We start from the raw sequence: 19969 nt of genomic DNA on the forward strand, positions 1-19969 counted from the left end.
CGACGGGCGGGAGTGGAGCCGTATCCGCCCGGGCGCCACCCGGCTCGACGGGCGGGAGTGGAGCCGTATCCGCCCGGCCGCCACCCGGCTCGATAGGTTGACCGTCACCCAACCGAGGGAGCCCCCCGTGCCCGCCGACCGCCCCCGCCTGCTCTACGTGACCGACCTGACCTACCCCGCCAGGGGGAGGCGCTACGGCGACGAGGACATCCACCTCACCGCCCGGCTGCGCGAGGACTTCGACCTCGCCCTCTGCCACCCGCTCGACGCCGCTGCCCTCATGGAGGGCTTCGACGCCGTCGTCGTCCGCAACAGCGGCCCGGTCCTCGCGTACCAGAAGGAGTACGAGGCCTTCCGCGAGCGGGCCCTGGCCCTCGGCACCCGCGTCTACAACCCGCTCCACGGCCGCGGCGACATGGCCGGCAAGCAGTACCTGCTCGACCTCACCGCCGCCGGGTACCCCGTCATCCCCACCGCCGACCGTCCCGAGGACCTCCACCGGCTGCCCGCCGTCGGGGAGTACGCGGTGAAGCCCAAGACCGGGGCGGACTCCATAGGACTGCGCTTCCTCCCGTACGAGGAGCTCGCCGGCCTCACCTACGGCGAACTCCTCGTCCAGCCCCGCATCGACTTCCGGTACGAGGTCTCCTTCTACTTCGTCGACCACTTCTTCCAGTACGCCCTGTACGCCCCCGACCCCGAGCGCCGCTGGGTCCTGGAGCCGTACGAACCCACCGAGGACGACCTCGCCTTCGCGCGCCGCCTCATCGACTGGAACACCCTCGACCACGGCGTCCAGCGCGTCGACGCCTGCCGCGCCCCCGGCGGCGAACTGCTCCTCGTCGAGCTGGAGGACCTCAACCCGTACCTCTCCCTCGACCGTGTCGCCGAGCCGGTGCGCGAGCGCTTCGCCGACGCCCTGGTCCGCTCCCTGCGCGCCTTCCTCACGGCATGACGAAGCGCCCCGAGTCCGGATCCGGACTCGGGGCGCTCGGGTGTGGGGGCTTGCGTGACGAACGATCAGGCCGTACGGGTACGGCGGCGGGCCAGCCGCTCCGCCGCGAAGACGTCCTCCAGGCGGAACAGCTGGGCGCGACCCGCCCTGCCCGCGGCCCGCAGGTGTCCCAGCTGGACCCACTTGCGGATCGTCGCGGGGGCGACCCCCGCCTCCTCGGCGGCGAGCGGCCCGGGGATCAGCGCGGGAAGCGGGGGAAGTCCCGGCATCGCGGGTGAACTCAGCATGAGGTCTCCTTCGTGTCGTCCATCGCCGCTTCGATCTCCTCGGTGCGGGTCCCCGAGGCCTCCGTCAGTCCGGCCCACGCGTCCTCGGGCCACAGATGCCGGTACGCGGGGTCGTCCTGACAGCCGCACGCCGGGTCCGTACACACGCACGCCGGGTTCACGCACAGCACCGCGCGCCGGTCGGGGAACGCCCGCAGCGACACCGAGTCGCACCACGGGCAGCGCCCCGAGACCCGGACGATCGTCTCCGTGTCACCGAGGGTCCGGGCGCACCGGCGGGCCATCCGCCGGATCTCGTCCCGCACGTGCCGGGCGAGGACCGGGTGGGCGGAGACGGCGTCGAGCAGGCCGACGATCCGTCGCAGCCGCTCGATCACCCCGGCGCGGGGTGGCCGGGGCAGGGCGAGCCGGGCGCAGACGGCCTCCTCCAGCTCCACCACGCCGTCGGTGATGTCCCGGATCGCGTCGGAGATGTGGAGCCGGATCGGGGCGGCGCCGTGCCCGGGAACGGAGAGGCCGTGCCGCTGTTCGAGCAGCAGGGCCTCGCGCCGCTCCTCGCGGATCAGCTCGTCGCGGCCGGGGTGCGGGGCGGCGGGGGCGGTGGCGGTGGGGGAGCGGCGCCCGGGGGCCAGCTCCTCGGACAGCTCGGGGAACTGCCGTACGAGGGAGGCGGCCCAGAGGGCGATGTCCCGCAGCACGGGCGCGACGGTGCCGGCGGTGACGTTCGTGCGGTCGGCGGCGTTCGCGCCGTCGGTGCCTTCCGTGCGGTCGGTGAGGTCAGCCACGGTGGCGACTCCCCGCCAGTGCGACCGCCTTCGCGACGCGCTGGGCGTCCGCCGGGCGGCCGTTGCGCCACAGGCGGCCCGCGCAGACGCCGTCGAAGTAGCTCTCGGCCGGGGCCACGGCCGCCTCGCACTCGCGGCGGACGGGGCAGTCGGCGCAGGCGCGCAGCGCCGGGGCCGCGTCCTTGGGCCGGCGGGCGAAGACGACGGAGGGGGAGAGGCCGGCGCACGCGGCGGAGGCCTGCCAGGGGGACGGGTCGGACGGGAACAAGAGGTTTCTCCACGGGCCGGGGCCACCGGGGCGTCCATGGGGCCGGTGGGGCTTATGGGGCTCAGGGGGCCGACGAGTGCGGCGATGAGCAGCCTGACACGTTGCGTGCGAGCGCGCAACTAGATCCGAAAGGGGCTCCGGCCCGGTCTTCATCGGTTCGACACGATTGCGTGCCCGAAAGCACGTAATTCTGTGCGCGCAAGCACGCTAAGGTAAGGCATCCGGAGGGTGGGGAGTAAGGGAGCGGTAGACATGAGCAGTCAAGGGCTCGACGCGTTCGCAGGCTGGGTCGAAGGCCTGATGAGAGCGCGCGGATACGACATCGACAGTCCCCGGGGCGGCGGCAAGTCCCGTATCGCCGACGAGGCCGGCGTGCACCGCGCCGCCGTGACGCGCCTGCTGCAGCGGCAGAGCATGCCCGACCTGGAGACCATGCGCAGGATCGCCCCGCTGCTCGGCGTCTCCGTCCGCGACATGCTGGTCCGGTCCGGGCGCGTGACCCCGGAGGAACTGCCGATGGCGGCGGACCTGCTGCCGCCGAGCGACTGGCAGCCCTCGCTGGAGGACTTCGCCCGCTGGCTCGGGGTGCCGGACGAGCGCATGGGTGTGTTCGTCAAGGTCGTCAACCAGTTCCTGGAGCCCGAGACCGGGACGGAGCGGCCCGCCGAGCCCGTCGAACCGCGCCGTACCGCCCGGGACTGACCCGGGGTGATCTTGTCCGGTCCCGGCCCGCTTCGGCCGGGACCGCGTGCGCGTGGGCATTTGTTTTGACCGGAGTCCATGCGATAGGTACGCTCAAGCCTTGTGCCTGGGGTGTGCCTGGGCTCGCGTGCGTGTCCTCAACCGCAAAGCGAGTCAGATACCGGCAACCGTGATCCGCGCCTCCTCCGCCTCGGCGGTGGGGGTCCGCGCGATTCGACACACCCGACCGCGTGGGTCGGTAAATGTTCCAGGTTAGTTTGACGACGGCACACAGAAACCGGAGAAGTAGTGCCTACGATCCAGCAGCTGGTCCGGAAGGGCCGGCAGGACAAGGTCGAGAAGAACAAGACGCCCGCACTCGAGGGTTCCCCTCAGCGTCGCGGCGTCTGCACGCGTGTGTTCACGACCACCCCGAAGAAGCCGAACTCGGCCCTCCGTAAGGTCGCGCGTGTGCGTCTGACCTCGGGCATCGAGGTCACGGCCTACATCCCGGGCGAGGGTCACAACCTGCAGGAGCACTCGATCGTGCTCGTGCGCGGTGGCCGTGTGAAGGACCTGCCGGGTGTTCGCTACAAGATCATCCGCGGTTCCCTCGACACGCAGGGCGTCAAGAACCGTAAGCAGGCTCGCAGCCGCTACGGCGCCAAGAAGGAGAAGTAAGAATGCCTCGTAAGGGCCCCGCCCCGAAGCGCCCGGTCATCATCGACCCGGTCTACAGCTCTCCTCTTGTCACCTCGCTGATCAACAAGATCCTGCTGGACGGCAAGCGCTCCACCGCCGAGCGCATCGTCTACGGTGCCATGGAAGGCCTCCGCGAGAAGACCGGCGCTGACCCGGTCATCACGCTGAAGCGCGCGCTTGAGAACGTCAAGCCGTCGCTCGAGGTCAAGTCCCGCCGTGTCGGTGGCGCCACCTACCAGGTGCCGATCGAGGTCAAGCCGGGTCGCGCCGCGACCCTGGCGCTCCGCTGGGTCGTGGGTTACTCCCGTGCCCGTCGTGAGAAGACCATGACCGAGCGACTCATGAACGAGCTTCTCGACGCCTCGAACGGCCTCGGTGCGGCCGTCAAGAAGCGCGAGGACACGCACAAGATGGCCGAGTCCAACAAGGCCTTCGCGCACTACCGCTGGTAGTCGCAACCCACATCGAGACCGAGAGAAGACTGAGCCGATATGGCTACCACTTCGCTTGACCTTGCCAAGGTGCGCAACATCGGCATCATGGCGCACATCGACGCGGGCAAGACGACCACCACCGAGCGGATCCTGTTCTACACCGGTGTCTCGTACAAGATCGGTGAAGTCCACGACGGCGCTGCCACGATGGACTGGATGGAGCAGGAGCAGGAGCGCGGCATCACGATCACGTCCGCCGCGACGACCTGTCACTGGCCGCTCGAGGATGTCGATCACACGATCAACATCATCGACACGCCGGGTCACGTCGACTTCACCGTCGAGGTGGAGCGTTCGCTGCGCGTGCTCGACGGTGCTGTCACCGTGTTCGACGGTGTGGCCGGTGTCGAGCCCCAGTCCGAGACTGTCTGGCGACAGGCGGACCGCTACGGCGTCCCGCGCATCTGCTTCGTCAACAAGCTCGACCGCACGGGCGCCGAGTTCCTCCGCTGCGTCGACATGATCGTGGAGCGCCTCGGCGCCGTCCCGATCGTCATGCAGCTCCCGATCGGCGCCGAGATGGACTTCCAGGGCGTCGTCGACCTCGTCCGCATGAAGGCTCTTGTCTGGTCCGCCGAGGCCAGCAAGGGTGAGATGTACGACGTCGTCGACATCCCGGCCTCGCACACCGAGCTCGCCGAAGAATGGCGCGGCAAGCTGGTCGAGACCGTCGCGGAGAACGACGAAGAGATCATGGAGCTCTTCCTCGAGGGCGTCGAGCCCACCGAGGAGCAGCTCTACGCCGCCGTCCGTCGCATCACCATTGCCTCCGGCAAGGGTGGCGGCGAGAAGACGATCACCCCCGTCTTCTGTGGCACCGCGTTCAAGAACAAGGGCGTCCAGCCCCTGCTCGACGCGGTCGTGCGCTACCTCCCCTCCCCCCTGGACGTCGAGGCCATCGAGGGCCACAGCGTCAAGGACGCGGAGGAGATCGTGCGGCGCAAGCCGTCCGACGACGAGCCGCTGTCGGCCCTCGCGTTCAAGATCGCGAGCGACCCGCACCTCGGCAAGCTCACCTTCGTCCGGATCTACTCCGGTCGCCTGGAGGCCGGCACCGCGGTGCTGAACTCCGTCAAGGGCAAGAAGGAGCGCATCGGCAAGATCTACCGCATGCACGCGAACAAGCGTGAGGAGATCGACTCGGTGGGCGCCGGCGACATCGTCGCCGTCATGGGCCTCAAGCAGACCACCACCGGTGAGACGCTGTGTGACGACAAGAACCCGGTCATCCTGGAGTCCATGGACTTCCCGGCCCCGGTCATTCAGGTCGCCATCGAGCCCAAGTCCAAGGGTGACCAGGAGAAGCTGGGTGTCGCCATCCAGCGTCTCGCGGAGGAGGACCCCTCCTTCCAGGTGCACTCGGACGAGGAGACCGGCCAGACCATCATCGGTGGTATGGGCGAGCTTCACCTCGACATCCTCGTCGACCGCATGCGTCGCGAGTTCAAGGTCGAGGCGAACGTCGGCAAGCCGCAGGTCGCGTACCGCGAGACGATCCGCAAGGCCGTCGAGCGACTTGACTACACCCACAAGAAGCAGACCGGTGGTACCGGTCAGTTCGCCAAGGTGCAGATCGCGATCGAGCCCATCGAGGGCGGCGACGCCTCGTACGAGTTCGTGAACAAGGTCACCGGTGGCCGCATCCCGAAGGAGTACATCCCTTCGGTCGACGCGGGTGCGCAGGAGGCCATGCAGTTCGGCATCCTGGCCGGCTACGAGATGACCGGCGTTCGCGTCATCCTTCTCGACGGTGGCTACCACGAGGTCGACTCCTCCGAGCTCGCCTTCAAGATCGCCGGTTCGCAGGCCTTCAAGGAGGCCGCGCGCAAGGCTTCGCCCGTCATCCTCGAGCCCATGATGTCCGTCGAGGTCACCACGCCCGAGGACTACATGGGTGAGGTCATCGGCGACATCAACTCCCGCCGTGGTCAGATCCAGGCCATGGAGGAGCGCAGCGGCGCTCGCGTCGTGAAGGGCCTCGTGCCCCTTTCGGAGATGTTCGGCTACGTCGGCGACCTCCGCAGCAAGACCTCGGGTCGCGCAAGCTACTCGATGCAGTTCGACTCCTACGCCGAGGTTCCGCGGAACGTCGCCGAGGAGATCATCGCGAAGGCCAAGGGCGAGTAACTCTCCCAAGTTCACGCTTTAGGCTTGACACCAGTCGTCGGGGCCAAGACCCCGCAACCCGAGGAACGGGCCCCGGCGACTGGCATCCCAGCAAAGATCACCTGGCGCCGATGAAGCAAGGCGTACAGAACCACTCTCCAGGAGGACCCCCGTGGCGAAGGCGAAGTTCGAGCGGACTAAGCCGCACGTCAACATCGGCACCATCGGTCACATCGACCACGGTAAGACGACCCTCACGGCCGCCATTACCAAGGTGCTGCACGACGCGTACCCGGACCTGAACGAGGCCTCGGCCTTCGACCAGATCGACAAGGCTCCCGAGGAGCGCCAGCGCGGTATCACGATCTCGATCGCGCACGTCGAGTACCAGACCGAGTCGCGTCACTACGCCCACGTCGACTGCCCCGGTCACGCGGACTACATCAAGAACATGATCACGGGTGCGGCGCAGATGGACGGCGCCATCCTCGTGGTCGCCGCCACCGACGGCCCGATGCCGCAGACCAAGGAGCACGTGCTCCTGGCCCGCCAGGTCGGCGTTCCGTACATCGTCGTCGCCCTGAACAAGGCCGACATGGTGGACGACGAGGAGATCCTGGAGCTCGTCGAGCTCGAGGTGCGTGAGCTCCTCTCCGAGTACGAGTTCCCGGGCGACGACCTGCCGGTCGTCCGCGTCTCGGCGCTGAAGGCGCTCGAGGGCGACAAGGAGTGGGCGGACAAGCTCCTCGGTCTGATGAAGGCCGTCGACGAGTCCATCCCGCAGCCCGAGCGCGACGTCGACAAGCCGTTCCTGATGCCGATCGAGGACGTCTTCACGATCACCGGTCGTGGCACCGTCGTCACCGGTCGTATCGAGCGCGGCATCCTCAAGGTCAACGAGACCGTCGACATCATCGGCATCAAGACCGAGAAGACCACCACCACGGTCACCGGTATCGAGATGTTCCGCAAGCTGCTCGACGAGGGCCAGGCGGGCGAGAACGTCGGTCTGCTCCTCCGTGGCATCAAGCGCGAGGACGTCGAGCGCGGCCAGGTCATCATCAAGCCGGGTTCGGTCACGCCGCACACGAGCTTCGAGGCCCAGGCCTACATCCTGTCGAAGGACGAGGGTGGCCGTCACACCCCCTTCTTCAACAACTACCGCCCGCAGTTCTACTTCCGTACCACGGACGTGACCGGCGTCGTGACCCTCCCCGAGGGCACCGAGATGGTCATGCCGGGCGACAACACCGCCATGAGCGTTGAGCTGATCCAGCCCATCGCCATGGAGGAGGGCCTCAAGTTCGCCATCCGTGAGGGTGGCCGGACCGTCGGCGCCGGCCAGGTCGTCAAGATCAACGCCTGATCTTGAACTGACCTGGTAGCTCGGACGAGCTGCTAGCAGTCAAAGAAGGCCCCGCACCTCACGGTGCGGGGCCTTCTCGCGTTCCCGTCCCTGCTACGGCCGCCAGCTCCAGGGATGCCCGTCCGCGCCGACGCCCACCACGGTCGCCCCGCGCGCGCCCAGGTGCAGCGAGGCCGACACCGCCGCCGGGCCCTTCGTACGGGTGCGCGACCGGCCGCCGGCCCGTACCGTCACCCGGCCCCGCGCGTCCGTGCCCAGCAGCACCGTCCCGAGCGCCGCCGAGCGCGCGGCGACCACCCCTCCGTACCCGTCGAGACCGGTGTCCCCGCCGGGACCGAGCAGCTTCGCCGCGGCCGGAGCCCGGTGGTACAGCGCGCCGCCCGCGCTCGCCACCGTGGACCCGGAGCGCGGCAGCCGGCCCGCCCGCTCCTGCCCGTCCACCCAGTGCCGTACGGACTCCCGCCCCGCCGCGTACACGTGCACCCGGCCCGCCGCGTCCACCGAGACGGCCAGACCGTCCTGGACCTCCGCCCCACCGGGGAGCGCCTGCCACGGGCCCCAGCTGCCGTCCGCCGCCCGTACCCGCGTCGACACGCCCTTGTCCGCGTTCCGTACGAAGAGGTGGACCCGGCCGTCGGGGGCCGTGACCGCCACCGGGGCGCCGATCCGCCGCCCCCGGTCGTCGCCGCGCTCCGGACCGCCGAGCCCCCGCCAGGCCAGGAACGGGCCACCGGGGGAGCGCTGCTCCAGGAGCACCACCTCGCGCCGGTTGGCCCCGCCGTGCCCGTCGAGGGCGGCGAACCGCACCCCGAAGAGCAGCACCCGGCCGTCACCGAGCACCGCGGAGCCGAGCGCGGGCGCGAGCGGGCCGCCGCCGAGATCCGCCGGCTCGCCCCAGGAGCCGGGCGCCGACTCGCGCCAGCGGACCGCGCGCAGCCCGAGGACGCCGTACGCCGTGAGCCGTCCGTCGGGCTCCTCGGCGAGCGCGGGGCCCGCCGACGGCCAGCGGTGGTGGGTGGAGCGGACCCAGCCCTTGCGGCTGGTGAGCGGCCGGTCGCCGCCGACGCCGTAGTCGCCGCAGCCCGAGGGGTTCCCGCACCGCCAGTCCGGGTCGCCGCCGTACGGGACGAGACGCGCGGCCTTCTCCTCCAGGACCGCCGGGGGGAGGTTCTTCGGCCAGTGCCGGTTGTAGTAGCCCCGGAAGGCCCTCGTCGTGAACGCCGGTATCGGCTCGCCGTCGCGGACCGCGTCCGAGACCCAGCGGGCGAGCGCCGCCCAGGTGAAGCAGGCGACCGCCGTGTGGTCCCCGTGGTCCGAGTACCCCGGCTGCTCGGAGTTCCGCCGCCGGGTGGCCTCGTCGCCGTCCTGGACGTCCGGGTCCGGGTCGAGGGTGTGCACCACCGTGGGCCGGTGGCGGGCGAGCAGCCAGGCGAGGGCGGTGATCAGCTGGTCGTAGTCGTAGGTGTCCGCGCGGGTGACGGGGGAGCCGGCCGGCAGACGGGTCCGTACCTCCAGGGCGCGGTCGCCCCAGAGCGCGGGCATGGCCATGTAGCGGCGGGAGGTGTGCATCGGCAGGTTGAGGAGGACCAACTCGATCCGGCGGCCCCCGTGGGTGAGCGTGTCGACCTCGGCCCGTCGGCCGCCGGGCAGCGTCAGCGCCTCCCGCCGCCACGGCGTGAACATCGGAAGGCCGAGCGCCACGGCGTACGACTGGCGCAGGCCCTGGTGGCGGGCCGACGCGTAGGCCGCCCGGTCCGGGGGAGTCTCGGGCATCCCCGCGATCCGGTTCCGGCCGGTGTGCTCGCCGGCCGTCACGTACACGGAGACGAGCGGGACACCCGCGTCGATCAGCCGCTGCGTGTCCGGGTTCATGAAGTACAGGTCGTCGTCCGGATGCGCGGAGAACTGCATGAGCAGTGCCCGCCGGGCCCGTGCGGGGGCGATCGGCTTCCCCGGCGCCGGGTCGGCGGTCGGCGCCGTCCGGCGCGGCTCCGGTACGGAACACCCGGCGGTGGCCGTGGTGACCGCGAGGGCTGCGGCGAGTACCGCTCGCCGGCGGGGAGGGGTGGGCTGCACGTGCGGGTCCTTCGCTCAGTGGTCGCCTGGAAGACGAATCTGTGTGCGAAGAGGTTGTGCCGAGGACGGGCCGGAGAAAAAGTGTGGGAATCCCGCGGACGGATGTCGAGGGGGCGATCATGGTTCCGACCGAAGGGTGACGGCGCGCCACGAGGGCGCGCGGGACGGGGAGGACACCCGAGATGAAGTACGTCGCGATGATCTACGGCAACCAGGCCAAGTGGGACTCCTTCCCCGCCGAGGCCTGGCCCGAGGCGATCGCCCGCCAGGAGGCCTTCAACCGCAGGTACCGGGAGAGCGGTGAACTGCTCGGCGCGTACGGGCTCGCCGACGCGGCCGCGGCCCAGCTCGTCCGGCGCGAGGACGGCGCCCCCGCCGTCACCGACGGGCCGTACCTGGAGACCAAGGAGTACCTGGCCAGCTTCTACCTGCTCGACTGCGACAGCCTGGAGCGGGCCCAGGAGATCGCCGCGGACATGCCCTTCGCGGACGTCGACCCCGTCGAGCTGTGGCCGGTCCTGCACGAGTCCGCGGCGGACGTGTGAGCGGGCCGGACCCGGTCGAGGACCTGCTGCGCACCCACGCGCCGCAGGTCCTCGGTACGCTCGTACGGCGGTACGGCGACTTCGACCTCTGCGAGGACGCCGTCCAGGAGGCCCTGATCGCCGCCGCCGCGCAGTGGCCGGAGCAGGGCGTCCCCACGAACCCGCGCGGCTGGCTGGTGACCGTCGCCGGCCGCCGGTACGTCGACCTGGTGCGCAGCGAGGCCGCCCGCAGGCGCCGCGAGGACACCGTGGCCCTCGCCACCCCGGACTCCGCGCTCCTCGCGCCCGCCGCCGACGACGCGCCGGGCACCGACCGGGACGACTCGCTCCCCCTGCTCTTCCTCTGCTGCCACCCCGACCTGTCGCCGCCCAGCCGGATCGCGCTCACCCTGCGCGCGGTCGGCGGTCTCACCACCGCGCAGATCGCCGCCGCCTTCCTCGTGCCCGAGGCGACCATGGCGCAGCGGATCAGCCGGGCCAAGCAGACGATCAAGGCGGCCGGCGGCTCGCTCGCCCTGCCCGAGGGGGAGGACCGGGCGGCCCGGCTCGCCGAGGTGCGGCACGTGCTCTACCTCGTGTTCAACGAGGGCTACACGGCCAGCGCCGGGGACGAGCTCACCGCGCCCGAGCTGTCCACGGAGGCGATCCGGCTCGCGCGGCTGCTCCACCGGCTGCTGCCCGAGGACCCCGAGACGGCGGGCCTGCTCGCCCTGATGCTGCTCACCGACGCCCGCAGGCCGGCCCGCACGGGCCCGCACGGAGAGCTGGTTCCGCTGGCGGAGCAGGACCGGGGGCGCTGGGACGCCGGGCTCGTCGCGGAGGGCGTCGGGCTGCTGAGCCGCACCCTGCCGCGCGGCCGGGTGGGCCCGTACCAGCTCCAGGCCGCCATCGCGGCCGTCCACGACGAGGCCGAGTCCGCCGAGGCCACGGACTGGCGGCAGATCCTCGCGCTGTACGAGCTCCTGGAGCTGACCGGGCCGAACCCGATGGTCACCCTCAACCGGGCGGTGGCCGTCGCGATGGTCCACGGTCCCGGAGCCGGTCTCGCCCTCCTGGACGAGCTGACGAAGGACAGGCGCACGGCCCGGCACCACCGGCTGCTCGCCGCCCGGGCGCATCTGCTCGAACTCCTCGGCGACAAGGAGGCCGCGTCCGCCGCGTACCGGGAGGCGGCCCGTCGGACGACGAGCGCCCCGGAGCGGCGTCATCTCACGGAACGCGCACGGCGGTTGGCGTGAATGGGAGGGGGCGCGAGGACCGGGCGCTCGCGCCCGGCGCATGACCGTACGTGACGTGGGGTACAGTCTCCGGTTCTGATTGGCGGCCGGATGCCCCCGTATGGCAGACTGTCGGGGTTGCTCGGTTGAGTGCCGATGCTGCGCGCCTCCCGTCGGGAGGACCGGAAGCGAGTCCCACAGTACTCGTCGCCCCTTCTCAGGGGCGGACGTACGGGAATCTTCTGGGAAGCGTCAGCGGGGTACCGGCCAGGCACCCGGTGGGTGTCCGCCCCCGGCCGGCGGTCATGGCGACCGCACCCCCTTGGTTGGGAAATCCTTACGGGTTTCTGCGTAGAGGGAGTGCGACACGCCCGACCGCGTGGGTCGGAGACAGGACGGCGCTGTCCATCAAGCACAGCCGACCGGGTTCCAGAGCGTTACGAGACAAAGGACTACTAGTAGCCATGGCGGGACAGAAGATCCGCATCCGGCTCAAGGCCTACGACCACGAGGTCATCGATTCCTCGGCGAAGAAGATCGTCGAGACGGTGACGCGCACTGGTGCGTCGGTCGCGGGCCCGGTGCCGCTGCCCACTGAGAAGAACGTGTACTGCGTCATCAAGTCGCCGCACAAGTACAAGGACTCGCGCGAGCACTTCGAGATGCGCACGCACAAGCGCCTCATCGACATCCTCGACCCCACGCCGAAGACGGTTGACTCGCTCATGCGCCTCGACCTGCCGGCGGGCGTCGACATCGAGATCAAGCTCTGAGGTGACGCGCGAGATGGCTAAGAACATCAAGGGCATCCTGGGCGAGAAGCTCGGCATGACGCAGGTCTGGGACGAGAACAACCGGGTCGTCCCGGTGACCGTCGTCAAGGCCGGCCCGAATGTCGTGACCCAGGTCCGTACGAACGACGTCGACGGCTACGAGTCGGTCCAGATCGCCTTCGGCGAGATCGACCCTCGCAAGGTGAACAAGCCCCTCAAGGGTCACTTCGCCAAGGCCGACGTCACCCCGCGCCGCCACCTGGTGGAGCTCCGCACCGCTGACGCCTCCGAGTACACGCTCGGCCAGGAGATCACCGCCGAGCTCTTCGAGGCCGGCGTGAAGGTCGACGTCACCGCGAAGAGCAAGGGCAAGGGCTTCGCCGGCGTCATGAAGCGCCACAACTTCCGTGGTGGCAAGGCGTCGCACGGTGCCCACCGCGTGCACCGCAAGCCCGGTTCCATCGGTGGCTGTGCCACCCCGGGCCGTGTCTTCAAGGGCATGAAGATGGCTGGTCGCATGGGCAACGAGCGTGTGACCACCCAGAACCTGACCGTCCACGCCGTTGACGCCGAGAAGGGTCTGCTGCTCATCAAGGGCGCCGTCCCCGGCCCCAACGGTGGCCTCGTCCTGGTCCGCACCGCGGCCAAGGGGGTTTGAGGAACCGATGAGCACCATTGACATCCTTTCGCCGGCAGGCGACAAGGCCGGGACCGTCGACCTCCCCCAGGAGATCTTCGGCGCCAAGGTCAGCATTCCGCTGATCCACCAGGTCGTCGTCGCGCAGCTGGCCGCGGCCCGTCAGGGCACGCACAAGACCAAGACCCGTGGCGAAGTCCGCGGTGGTGGCAAGAAGCCGTACCGCCAGAAGGGCACCGGCCGCGCCCGTCAGGGTTCGACCCGCGCCCCGCAGTTCGCCGGTGGTGGCGTCGTCCACGGCCCGCAGCCGCGTGACTACTCGCAGCGGACCCCGAAGAAGATGAAGGTCGCCGCCCTCCGCGGTGCCCTCTCGGACCGGGCCACCCACTCCCGCATCCACGTCGTCACCGGCGTGGTCGAGGGTGAGATCTCCACCAAGGCCGCGAAGACGCTGTTCGGCAAGATCTCGGAGCGCAAGAACCTGCTCCTGGTCGTCGAGCGCTCCGACGAGGCCGCGTGGCTGTCCGCTCGTAACCTGCCCCAGGTGCACATCCTGGAGCCGGGCCAGCTCAACACGTACGACGTGATCGTCTCCGACGACGTGGTCTTCACCCAGGCCGCCTTCGAGTCCTTCGTGTCTGGCCCCCAGACCGCTGAGACCGAAGGGAGCGACGCCTGATGACTGAGGCCGTCGTCACCAGCAAGACCTTCTCGGACCCGCGCGACATTCTCGTCAAGCCGGTCGTCTCGGAGAAGAGCTACGCCCTGCTGGACGAGAACAAGTACACGTTCATCGTCGCGCCTGGCTCCAACAAGACCCAGATCAAGCAGGCCGTCGAGGCGGTCTTCTCGGTCAAGGTCACCGGGGTCAACACGATCAACCGCCAGGGCAAGCGCAAGCGCACCAAGGCCGGTTTCGGTAAGCGCAAGGACACCAAGCGCGCCATCGTGACCCTTGCCGAGGGCAACCGTATCGACATCTTCGGCGGTCCGACCGCCTAACGGCGGTCTGGATCGTCCGGAATCGGACGAGGACTGAGAAATGGGAATCCGCAAGTACAAGCCGACTACGCCGGGCCGCCGTGGCTCCTCCGTAGCCGACTTCGTCGAGATCACGCGGTCCACGCCGGAGAAGTCGCTGGTCCGCCCCCTGCACAGCAAGGGCGGCCGTAACAACACCGGTCGGATCACGGTTCGACACCAGGGTGGCGGCCACAAGCGCGCCTACCGTGTGATCGACTTCCGTCGTCACGACAAGGACGGCGTGCCGGCGAAGGTCGCTCACATCGAGTACGACCCCAACCGCACCGCGCGCATCGCGCTGCTCCACTACGTGGACGGCGAGAAGCGCTACATCATCGCCCCCAAGGGTCTGACGCAGGGTGACCGCGTCGAGAACGGCCCCGGCGCTGACATCAAGCCCGGCAACAACCTGGCCCTCCGCAACATCCCGGTCGGTACCACGATCCACGCGATCGAGCTCCGTCCCGGTGGCGGCGCCAAGTTCGCGCGCTCCGCTGGTGCCTCCGTGCAGCTGCTGGCGAAGGAGGGCACGATGGCCCACCTTCGTATGCCGTCCGGTGAGATCCGTCTCGTCGACGCCCGCTGCCGCGCCACCATCGGCGAGGTCGGCAACGCCGAGCAGTCGAACATCAACTGGGGCAAGGCCGGCCGCAAGCGCTGGCTGGGCGTTCGCCCGACCGTTCGCGGTGTGGCGATGAACCCGGTGGACCACCCGCACGGTGGTGGTGAGGGTAAGACCTCCGGTGGTCGCCACCCGGTCTCCCCGTGGGGTCAGAAGGAGGGTCGTACTCGCTCGCCGAAGAAGGCTTCGAGCAAGTACATCGTCCGCCGCCGCAAGACGAACAAGAAGCGCTAGGAGCGGGTTTAGATGCCGCGTAGTCTCAAGAAGGGACCCTTCGTTGACGGCCACCTCGTAAAGAAGGTGGACGTACAGAACGAAGCCGGTACCAAGAACGTCATCAAGACCTGGTCCCGTCGCTCGATGATCATCCCGGCCATGCTCGGCCACACGATCGCGGTGCACAACGGCAAGACCCACATTCCGGTGTTTGTCACCGAGTCGATGGTCGGCCACAAGCTCGGCGAGTTCTCGCCGACGCGCACCTTCCGGGGTCACGTGAAGGACGACCGGAAGTCGAAGCGCCGCTAGTAGCGGGGTGGAATCGACCATGACAGACACTGGAAGGACAACCATGGAAGCCAGGGCCCAGGCGCGGTACATCCGCGTCACGCCCATGAAGGCCCGCCGCGTGGTGGACCTTATCCGTGGCATGGACGCCACGGAGGCTCAGGCGGTCCTGCGTTTCGCCCCGCAGGCCGCGAGCGTGCCGGTTGGCAAGGTGCTGGACAGCGCCATCGCCAACGCTGCACACAACTACGACCACACTGACGCCTCTTCGCTGGTCATCAGCGAGGCGTACGTGGATGAGGGCCCGACCCTGAAGCGGTTCCGTCCGCGTGCTCAGGGCCGTGCCTACCGGATCCGTAAGCGGACCAGCCACATCACCGTGGTCGTCAGCAGCAAGGAAGGAACCCGGTAATGGGCCAGAAGGTTAACCCGCATGGGTTCCGGCTCGGCATCACCACGGACTTCAAGTCCCGCTGGTACGCCGACAAGCTGTACAAGGACTACGTCAAGGAAGACGTCGCCATCCGTCGGATGATGACGTCCGGCATGGAGCGCGCCGGCATCTCGAAGGTTGAGATCGAGCGCACCCGTGACCGCGTGCGGGTGGACATCCACACCGCGCGTCCCGGCATCGTCATCGGCCGCCGTGGCGCCGAGGCCGACCGCATCCGCGGCGACCTCGAGAAGCTCACGGGCAAGCAGGTCCAGCTGAACATCCTCGAGGTCAAGAACCCCGAGATGGACGCTCAGCTGGTCGCCCAGGCCGTTGCCGAGCAGCTCTCCTCCCGCGTCTCCTTCCGTCGCGCCATGCGTAAGAGCATGCAGGGCACGATGAAGGCCGGCGCCAAGGGCATCAAGATCCAGTGCGGCGGTCGCCTCGGCGGCGCCGAGATGTCCCGCTCGGAGTTCTACCGCGAGGGCCGTGTGCCCCTGCACACCCTCCGCGCGAACGTCGACTACGGCTTCTTCGAGGCCAAGACGACCTTCGGCCGCATCGGCGTGAAGGTCTGGATCTACAAGGGCGACGTCAAGAACATCGCCGAGGTCCGCGCCGAGAACGCTGCGGCCCGTGCGGGTAACCGCCCGGCCCGTGGTGCGGGTGGCGCTGGCGACCGTCCCGCCGGCCGTGGTGGCCGCGGTGGCGAGCGTGGCGGCCGCGGCCGCAAGCCGCAGCAGCAGTCCGCGCCGGCTGCCGAGGCCCCCAAGGCCGACGCTCCCGCCGCCGCTGCCGCTCCGGCTGAGAGCACCGGAACGGAGGCCTGACCGAAATGCTGATCCCCCGTAGGGTCAAGCACCGCAAGCAGCACCACCCCAAGCGCTCGGGTATGAGCAAGGGTGGTACGCAGGTTGCGTTCGGCGAGTACGGCATTCAGGCCCTCACGCCGGCGTACGTGACCAACCGCCAGATCGAGGCGGCCCGTATCGCGATGACCCGCCACATCAAGCGTGGCGGCAAGGTCTGGATCAACATCTACCCGGACCGCCCGCTGACGAAGAAGCCTGCCGAGACCCGCATGGGTTCCGGTAAGGGTTCTCCGGAGTGGTGGATCGCGAACGTCAAGCCGGGTCGGGTGATGTTCGAACTGTCCTACCCGAACGAGAAGATCGCGCGCGAGGCCCTGACCCGTGCGGCCCACAAGCTGCCGATGAAGTGCAAGATCGTAAAGCGCGAAGCAGGTGAGCTGTGATGTCGGCCGGTACCAAGGCGTCCGAGCTGCGCGAGCTGGGCAACGAGGAGCTTCTCAACAAGCTCCGCGAGGCCAAGGAAGAGCTGTTCAACCTCCGCTTCCAGGCGGCGACTGGTCAGCTCGAGAACCACGGTCGGCTCAAGTCCGTCCGTAAGGACATCGCCCGGATCTACACCCTGATGCGTGAGCGCGAGCTGGGCATCGAGACGGTGGAGAACGCCTGATGAGCGAGAGCAACGTGACTGAGCAGAAGACCGAGCGCAACGCTCGCAAGGTCCGCGAGGGCCTGGTCGTCAGCGACAAGATGGACAAGACCGTCGTCGTCGCTGTCGAGGACCGCGTCAAGCACGCGCTGTACGGCAAGGTCATCCGCCGTACCAACAAGCTCAAGGCTCACGACGAGCAGAACGCTGCCGGCATCGGTGACCGCGTCCTCCTGATGGAGACCCGGAAGCTGTCGTCGACGAAGCACTGGCGCGTCGTCGAGATCCTCGAGAAGGCCAAGTAAGGAATTTCCCGCTAGGGGAATCCAAAAGTTCAGCCTGAGGGGTTTCCCTCAGGTCAGTTCCGCCAGGCTCGGCGGGGTTCGCCAGACAGTGGTGAACCCCGCCGGGAACCGGCAGACAATCAGGAGATAGACGTGATCCAGCAGGAGTCGCGACTGCGTGTCGCCGACAACACTGGTGCCAAGGAAATCCTTTGCATCCGTGTTCTCGGTGGCTCGGGTCGCCGCTACGCGGGCATCGGTGACGTCATCGTCGCCACCGTCAAGGACGCGATCCCCGGTGGCAACGTGAAGAAGGGTGACGTCGTCAAGGCGGTCATCGTTCGCACCGTCAAGGAGCGCCGCCGCCAGGACGGCTCGTACATCCGCTTCGACGAGAACGCCGCTGTCATTCTCAAGAACGACGGCGACCCTCGTGGCACCCGTATCTTCGGCCCGGTGGGCCGTGAGCTGCGCGAGAAGAAGTTCATGAAGATCATCTCGCTCGCGCCGGAGGTGCTGTAAGCATGAAGATCAAGAAGGGCGACCTGGTCCAGGTCATCACCGGTAAGGACAAGGGCAAGCAGGGCAAGGTCATCACGGCCTTCCCCCGCGAGAACCGCGTCCTCGTCGAGGGTGTCAACCGGGTCAAGAAGCACACCAAGGCCGGCCCGTCGCAGGCCGGTGGCATCGTCACGACCGAGGCTCCGGTCCACGTCTCCAACGTCCAGCTGGTCGTGGAGAAGGACGGCAAGAAGGTCGTCACGCGTGTCGGTTTCCGCTTCGACGACGAGGGCAACAAGATCCGCGTTGCCAAGCGGACGGGTGAGGACATCTGATGGCTACCACCACTCCGCGTCTCAAGACGAAGTACCGCGAGGAGATCGCGGGCAAGCTGCGTGAGGAGTTCTCGTACGAGAACGTCATGCAGGTTCCCGGCCTCGTCAAGATCGTGGTCAACATGGGTGTCGGCGACGCCGCCCGTGACTCGAAGCTCATGGACGGTGCCGTCCGTGACCTGACCACGATCACCGGCCAGAAGCCGGCCGTCACCAAGGCTCGTAAGTCCATCGCGCAGTTCAAGCTGCGCGAGGGCCAGCCGATCGGTGCGCACGTCACCCTCCGTGGCGACCGCATGTGGGAGTTCCTGGACCGCACCCTGTCGCTCGCGCTTCCGCGCATCCGCGACTTCCGTGGTCTGTCCCCCAAGCAGTTCGACGGGCGTGGCAACTACACCTTCGGTCTCACGGAGCAGGTCATGTTCCACGAGATCGACCAGGACAAGATCGACCGTGTCCGGGGTATGGACATCACCGTGGTGACCACGGCGACCAACGACGACGAGGGCCGAGCCCTTCTGCGTCACCTCGGCTTCCCGTTCAAGGAGGCGTAAGCGAGATGGCGAAGAAGGCTCTCATCGCGAAGGCTGCCCGCAAGCCCAAGTTCGGCGTGCGCGGCTACACGCGTTGCCAGCGTTGTGGTCGTCCCCACTCCGTGTACCGAAAGTTCGGCCTGTGCCGCGTGTGCCTTCGTGAGATGGCTCACCGTGGCGAGCTGCCGGGCGTGACCAAGAGCTCCTGGTAATCCCTTACTTGGGATGACCGGAGTCTCTCGGTAAGCACTGGGTTGGCGGATGCCCAGGCCTCCATGGCTTAGGCTAGGAGGGTTGGGCGTCCGCCGCCCGTACGACTTACTACGCCGTAGGTCCCCGCGCCGCACCCGTCCCGCCCCTGTGTGGGGAGAGGGATGGCGCATACAGGAAACCCCGGCGAGAGAGGCCGAAGGCCAATTCATGACCATGACTGATCCGATCGCGGACATGCTGACTCGTCTGCGTAACGCGAACTCGGCATACCACGACTCCGTGACGATGCCGCACAGCAAGATCAAGTCTCACATCGCGGAAATCCTCCAGCAGGAGGGCTTCATCACGGGCTGGAAGGTCGAGGACGCCGAAGTCGGCAAGAACCTCGTCCTCGAGCTCAAGTTCGGTCCGAACCGTGAGCGCTCCATCGCGGGCATCAAGCGGATCTCGAAGCCGGGCCTCCGTGTTTACGCGAAGTCCACCAACCTGCCGAAGGTCCTCGGCGGCCTGGGCGTGGCGATCATCTCCACGTCCCACGGTCTCCTGACCGGCCAGCAGGCAGGCAAGAAGGGCGTAGGTGGGGAAGTCCTCGCCTACGTCTGGTAGTCGGGAAAGGAAGGAAAGCTCATGTCGCGTATTGGCAAGCTGCCTATCCAGGTTCCCGCCGGCGTGGACGTCACCATCGAGGGCCGCACGGTCACGGTGAAGGGTTCCAAGGGCACCCTGAGCCACACCGTCGCCGCGCCGATCGACATCGTTAAGGGCGACGAGGGCGTGCTCAACGTCACCCGTCCGAACGACGAGCGTCAGAACAAGGCCCTTCACGGCCTGTCCCGCACGCTGGTGGCCAACATGATCACCGGTGTGACCACGGGTTACGTGAAGGCGCTCGAGATCAGCGGTGTCGGTTACCGCGTCGCCGCGAAGGGCTCCAGCCTGGAGTTCCAGCTCGGTTACAGCCACCCGATCCTGATCGAGGCGCCCGAGGGCATCTCGTTCAAGGTCGAGTCGCCGACGAAGTTCTCGGTCGAGGGCATCGACAAGCAGAAGGTCGGCGAGGTCGCGGCGAACATCCGCAAGCTGCGGAAGCCCGACCCGTACAAGGCCAAGGGCGTCAAGTACGCCGGCGAGGTCATCCGCCGCAAGGTCGGAAAGGCTGGTAAGTAGC

The 19969-nt window shown here is 68.5% G+C and carries 29 protein-coding genes; 25 read left to right on the plus strand and 4 right to left on the minus strand.

The window, feature by feature from the left end; genetic code table 11:
- Positions 1 to 127 precede the first annotated feature (127 nt).
- Entirely contained in the window at positions 128 to 955 is an 828-nt protein-coding gene (locus tag ABZ567_RS06345) for a hypothetical protein (RefSeq protein WP_360785329.1), read from the plus strand.
- A gap of 65 nt (positions 956 to 1020) precedes the next feature.
- Here the strand turns inward: ABZ567_RS06345 and ABZ567_RS06350 are convergent, their stop codons facing one another.
- The 3 genes from ABZ567_RS06350 to ABZ567_RS06360 form a co-directional block, all read right to left on the minus strand.
- Positions 1021 to 1242, minus strand: a complete 222-nt coding sequence (locus ABZ567_RS06350; RefSeq protein ID WP_360785330.1) for a hypothetical protein — start codon at positions 1240 to 1242, stop codon at positions 1021 to 1023.
- Complete coding sequence (locus tag ABZ567_RS06355) at positions 1236 to 1940, minus strand: hypothetical protein (protein WP_360786482.1); 705 nt, start codon at positions 1938 to 1940, stop codon at positions 1236 to 1238. Before ABZ567_RS06355 ends, ABZ567_RS06350 begins: the two co-directional genes overlap by 7 nt.
- A gap of 79 nt (positions 1941 to 2019) precedes the next feature.
- Positions 2020 to 2295 carry a WhiB family transcriptional regulator gene (locus ABZ567_RS06360; protein WP_360785332.1) on the minus strand — a complete coding sequence of 92 codons (276 nt, stop codon included), beginning with the start codon at positions 2293 to 2295 and terminating at the stop codon, positions 2020 to 2022.
- A gap of 252 nt (positions 2296 to 2547) precedes the next feature.
- On the opposite strand from ABZ567_RS06360, the gene ABZ567_RS06365 reads away from it, so the two are divergent.
- From ABZ567_RS06365 to tuf, 5 genes are all read left to right on the plus strand, one after another.
- Positions 2548 to 2997, plus strand: coding sequence for a helix-turn-helix transcriptional regulator (locus tag ABZ567_RS06365; RefSeq protein ID WP_360785333.1), 450 nt, complete (start codon positions 2548 to 2550; stop codon positions 2995 to 2997).
- A 288-nt stretch (positions 2998 to 3285) separates the two neighbouring features.
- Positions 3286 to 3657 carry a 30S ribosomal protein S12 gene (rpsL, locus tag ABZ567_RS06370; protein ID WP_003948652.1) on the plus strand — a complete coding sequence of 124 codons (372 nt, stop codon included), beginning with the start codon at positions 3286 to 3288 and terminating at the stop codon, positions 3655 to 3657.
- Between the two features lie 2 nt (positions 3658 to 3659).
- Positions 3660 to 4130: a 30S ribosomal protein S7 gene (gene rpsG / locus ABZ567_RS06375; protein WP_018101248.1), complete on the plus strand. Its 471-nt coding sequence runs from the start codon at positions 3660 to 3662 to the stop codon at positions 4128 to 4130.
- A gap of 39 nt (positions 4131 to 4169) precedes the next feature.
- On the plus strand, positions 4170 to 6299 hold the full coding sequence (fusA, locus tag ABZ567_RS06380) for an elongation factor G (RefSeq protein ID WP_360785335.1): 2130 nt from the start codon (positions 4170 to 4172) through the stop codon (positions 6297 to 6299).
- A gap of 151 nt (positions 6300 to 6450) precedes the next feature.
- Entirely contained in the window at positions 6451 to 7644 is a 1194-nt protein-coding gene (tuf, locus tag ABZ567_RS06385) for an elongation factor Tu (RefSeq protein WP_360785336.1), read from the plus strand.
- A gap of 93 nt (positions 7645 to 7737) precedes the next feature.
- Here the strand turns inward: tuf and ABZ567_RS06390 are convergent, their stop codons facing one another.
- Positions 7738 to 9720 carry a PIG-L family deacetylase gene (locus ABZ567_RS06390; protein ID WP_360785338.1) on the minus strand — a complete coding sequence of 661 codons (1983 nt, stop codon included), beginning with the start codon at positions 9718 to 9720 and terminating at the stop codon, positions 7738 to 7740.
- A gap of 182 nt (positions 9721 to 9902) precedes the next feature.
- On the opposite strand from ABZ567_RS06390, the gene ABZ567_RS06395 reads away from it, so the two are divergent.
- The 19 genes from ABZ567_RS06395 to rplF all read left to right on the plus strand — a co-directional run bounded on the left by ABZ567_RS06395 (position 9903) and on the right by rplF (position 19968).
- Positions 9903 to 10265, plus strand: a complete 363-nt coding sequence (locus ABZ567_RS06395; RefSeq protein ID WP_360785340.1) for a YciI family protein — start codon at positions 9903 to 9905, stop codon at positions 10263 to 10265.
- A complete protein-coding gene (locus tag ABZ567_RS06400; protein ID WP_360785341.1) occupies positions 10262 to 11503 on the plus strand; it encodes a DUF6596 domain-containing protein in 1242 nt (413 codons plus the stop codon). Before ABZ567_RS06395 ends, ABZ567_RS06400 begins: the two co-directional genes overlap by 4 nt.
- Before the next feature lie 443 nt (positions 11504 to 11946).
- Positions 11947 to 12255 (plus strand): 30S ribosomal protein S10, encoded by a 309-nt coding sequence (gene rpsJ / locus ABZ567_RS06405; protein WP_003948644.1) that lies wholly within the window; start codon positions 11947 to 11949, stop codon positions 12253 to 12255.
- 13 nt (positions 12256 to 12268) lie between these two features.
- The gene (gene rplC / locus ABZ567_RS06410) at positions 12269 to 12913 is read left to right on the plus strand and encodes a 50S ribosomal protein L3 (protein ID WP_317877596.1); all 645 of its coding nucleotides are present in this window, start codon (positions 12269 to 12271) and stop codon (positions 12911 to 12913) included.
- A 7-nt stretch (positions 12914 to 12920) separates the two neighbouring features.
- Complete coding sequence (gene rplD / locus ABZ567_RS06415; RefSeq protein WP_360785343.1) at positions 12921 to 13571, plus strand: 50S ribosomal protein L4; 651 nt, start codon at positions 12921 to 12923, stop codon at positions 13569 to 13571.
- Positions 13571 to 13894, plus strand: coding sequence for a 50S ribosomal protein L23 (gene rplW / locus ABZ567_RS06420; protein ID WP_024755407.1), 324 nt, complete (start codon positions 13571 to 13573; stop codon positions 13892 to 13894). The genes rplD and rplW overlap by 1 nt, the downstream gene beginning before the upstream one ends.
- A gap of 40 nt (positions 13895 to 13934) precedes the next feature.
- A complete protein-coding gene (rplB, locus tag ABZ567_RS06425) occupies positions 13935 to 14771 on the plus strand; it encodes a 50S ribosomal protein L2 (protein WP_030318653.1) in 837 nt (278 codons plus the stop codon).
- A 12-nt stretch (positions 14772 to 14783) separates the two neighbouring features.
- The gene (gene rpsS / locus ABZ567_RS06430) at positions 14784 to 15065 is read left to right on the plus strand and encodes a 30S ribosomal protein S19 (RefSeq protein ID WP_024755409.1); all 282 of its coding nucleotides are present in this window, start codon (positions 14784 to 14786) and stop codon (positions 15063 to 15065) included.
- A 43-nt stretch (positions 15066 to 15108) separates the two neighbouring features.
- A complete protein-coding gene (gene rplV, locus ABZ567_RS06435; RefSeq protein WP_004571827.1) occupies positions 15109 to 15456 on the plus strand; it encodes a 50S ribosomal protein L22 in 348 nt (115 codons plus the stop codon).
- A complete protein-coding gene (rpsC, locus tag ABZ567_RS06440; RefSeq protein ID WP_030214015.1) occupies positions 15456 to 16307 on the plus strand; it encodes a 30S ribosomal protein S3 in 852 nt (283 codons plus the stop codon). Before rplV ends, rpsC begins: the two co-directional genes overlap by 1 nt.
- A gap of 5 nt (positions 16308 to 16312) precedes the next feature.
- Positions 16313 to 16732, plus strand: coding sequence for a 50S ribosomal protein L16 (gene rplP / locus ABZ567_RS06445; protein ID WP_015035580.1), 420 nt, complete (start codon positions 16313 to 16315; stop codon positions 16730 to 16732).
- A complete protein-coding gene (gene rpmC, locus ABZ567_RS06450) occupies positions 16732 to 16956 on the plus strand; it encodes a 50S ribosomal protein L29 (protein ID WP_017239580.1) in 225 nt (74 codons plus the stop codon). The genes rplP and rpmC overlap by 1 nt, the downstream gene beginning before the upstream one ends.
- Positions 16956 to 17240, plus strand: coding sequence for a 30S ribosomal protein S17 (rpsQ, locus tag ABZ567_RS06455; RefSeq protein WP_053646167.1), 285 nt, complete (start codon positions 16956 to 16958; stop codon positions 17238 to 17240). Before rpmC ends, rpsQ begins: the two co-directional genes overlap by 1 nt.
- Positions 17241 to 17372: 132 nt before the next feature.
- On the plus strand, positions 17373 to 17741 hold the full coding sequence (rplN, locus tag ABZ567_RS06460) for a 50S ribosomal protein L14 (RefSeq protein WP_003956455.1): 369 nt from the start codon (positions 17373 to 17375) through the stop codon (positions 17739 to 17741).
- Between the two features lie 2 nt (positions 17742 to 17743).
- On the plus strand, positions 17744 to 18055 hold the full coding sequence (gene rplX, locus ABZ567_RS06465; RefSeq protein ID WP_024755412.1) for a 50S ribosomal protein L24: 312 nt from the start codon (positions 17744 to 17746) through the stop codon (positions 18053 to 18055).
- Positions 18052 to 18609 (plus strand): 50S ribosomal protein L5, encoded by a 558-nt coding sequence (rplE, locus tag ABZ567_RS06470; RefSeq protein WP_106975815.1) that lies wholly within the window; start codon positions 18052 to 18054, stop codon positions 18607 to 18609. Before rplX ends, rplE begins: the two co-directional genes overlap by 4 nt.
- Before the next feature lie 5 nt (positions 18610 to 18614).
- Positions 18615 to 18800, plus strand: a complete 186-nt coding sequence (locus ABZ567_RS06475; RefSeq protein ID WP_003948630.1) for a type Z 30S ribosomal protein S14 — start codon at positions 18615 to 18617, stop codon at positions 18798 to 18800.
- Positions 18801 to 19008: 208 nt separating this feature from the next.
- Positions 19009 to 19407, plus strand: coding sequence for a 30S ribosomal protein S8 (gene rpsH, locus ABZ567_RS06480; RefSeq protein WP_015035585.1), 399 nt, complete (start codon positions 19009 to 19011; stop codon positions 19405 to 19407).
- A 21-nt stretch (positions 19408 to 19428) separates the two neighbouring features.
- Positions 19429 to 19968, plus strand: coding sequence for a 50S ribosomal protein L6 (gene rplF, locus ABZ567_RS06485; RefSeq protein ID WP_360785347.1), 540 nt, complete (start codon positions 19429 to 19431; stop codon positions 19966 to 19968).
- The last annotated feature ends 1 nt before the right edge of the window (position 19969 follow it).

The organism is Streptomyces sp. NPDC016459 (assembly GCF_040632845.1).
In the GTDB taxonomy this organism is placed as follows: domain Bacteria; phylum Actinomycetota; class Actinomycetes; order Streptomycetales; family Streptomycetaceae; genus Streptomyces.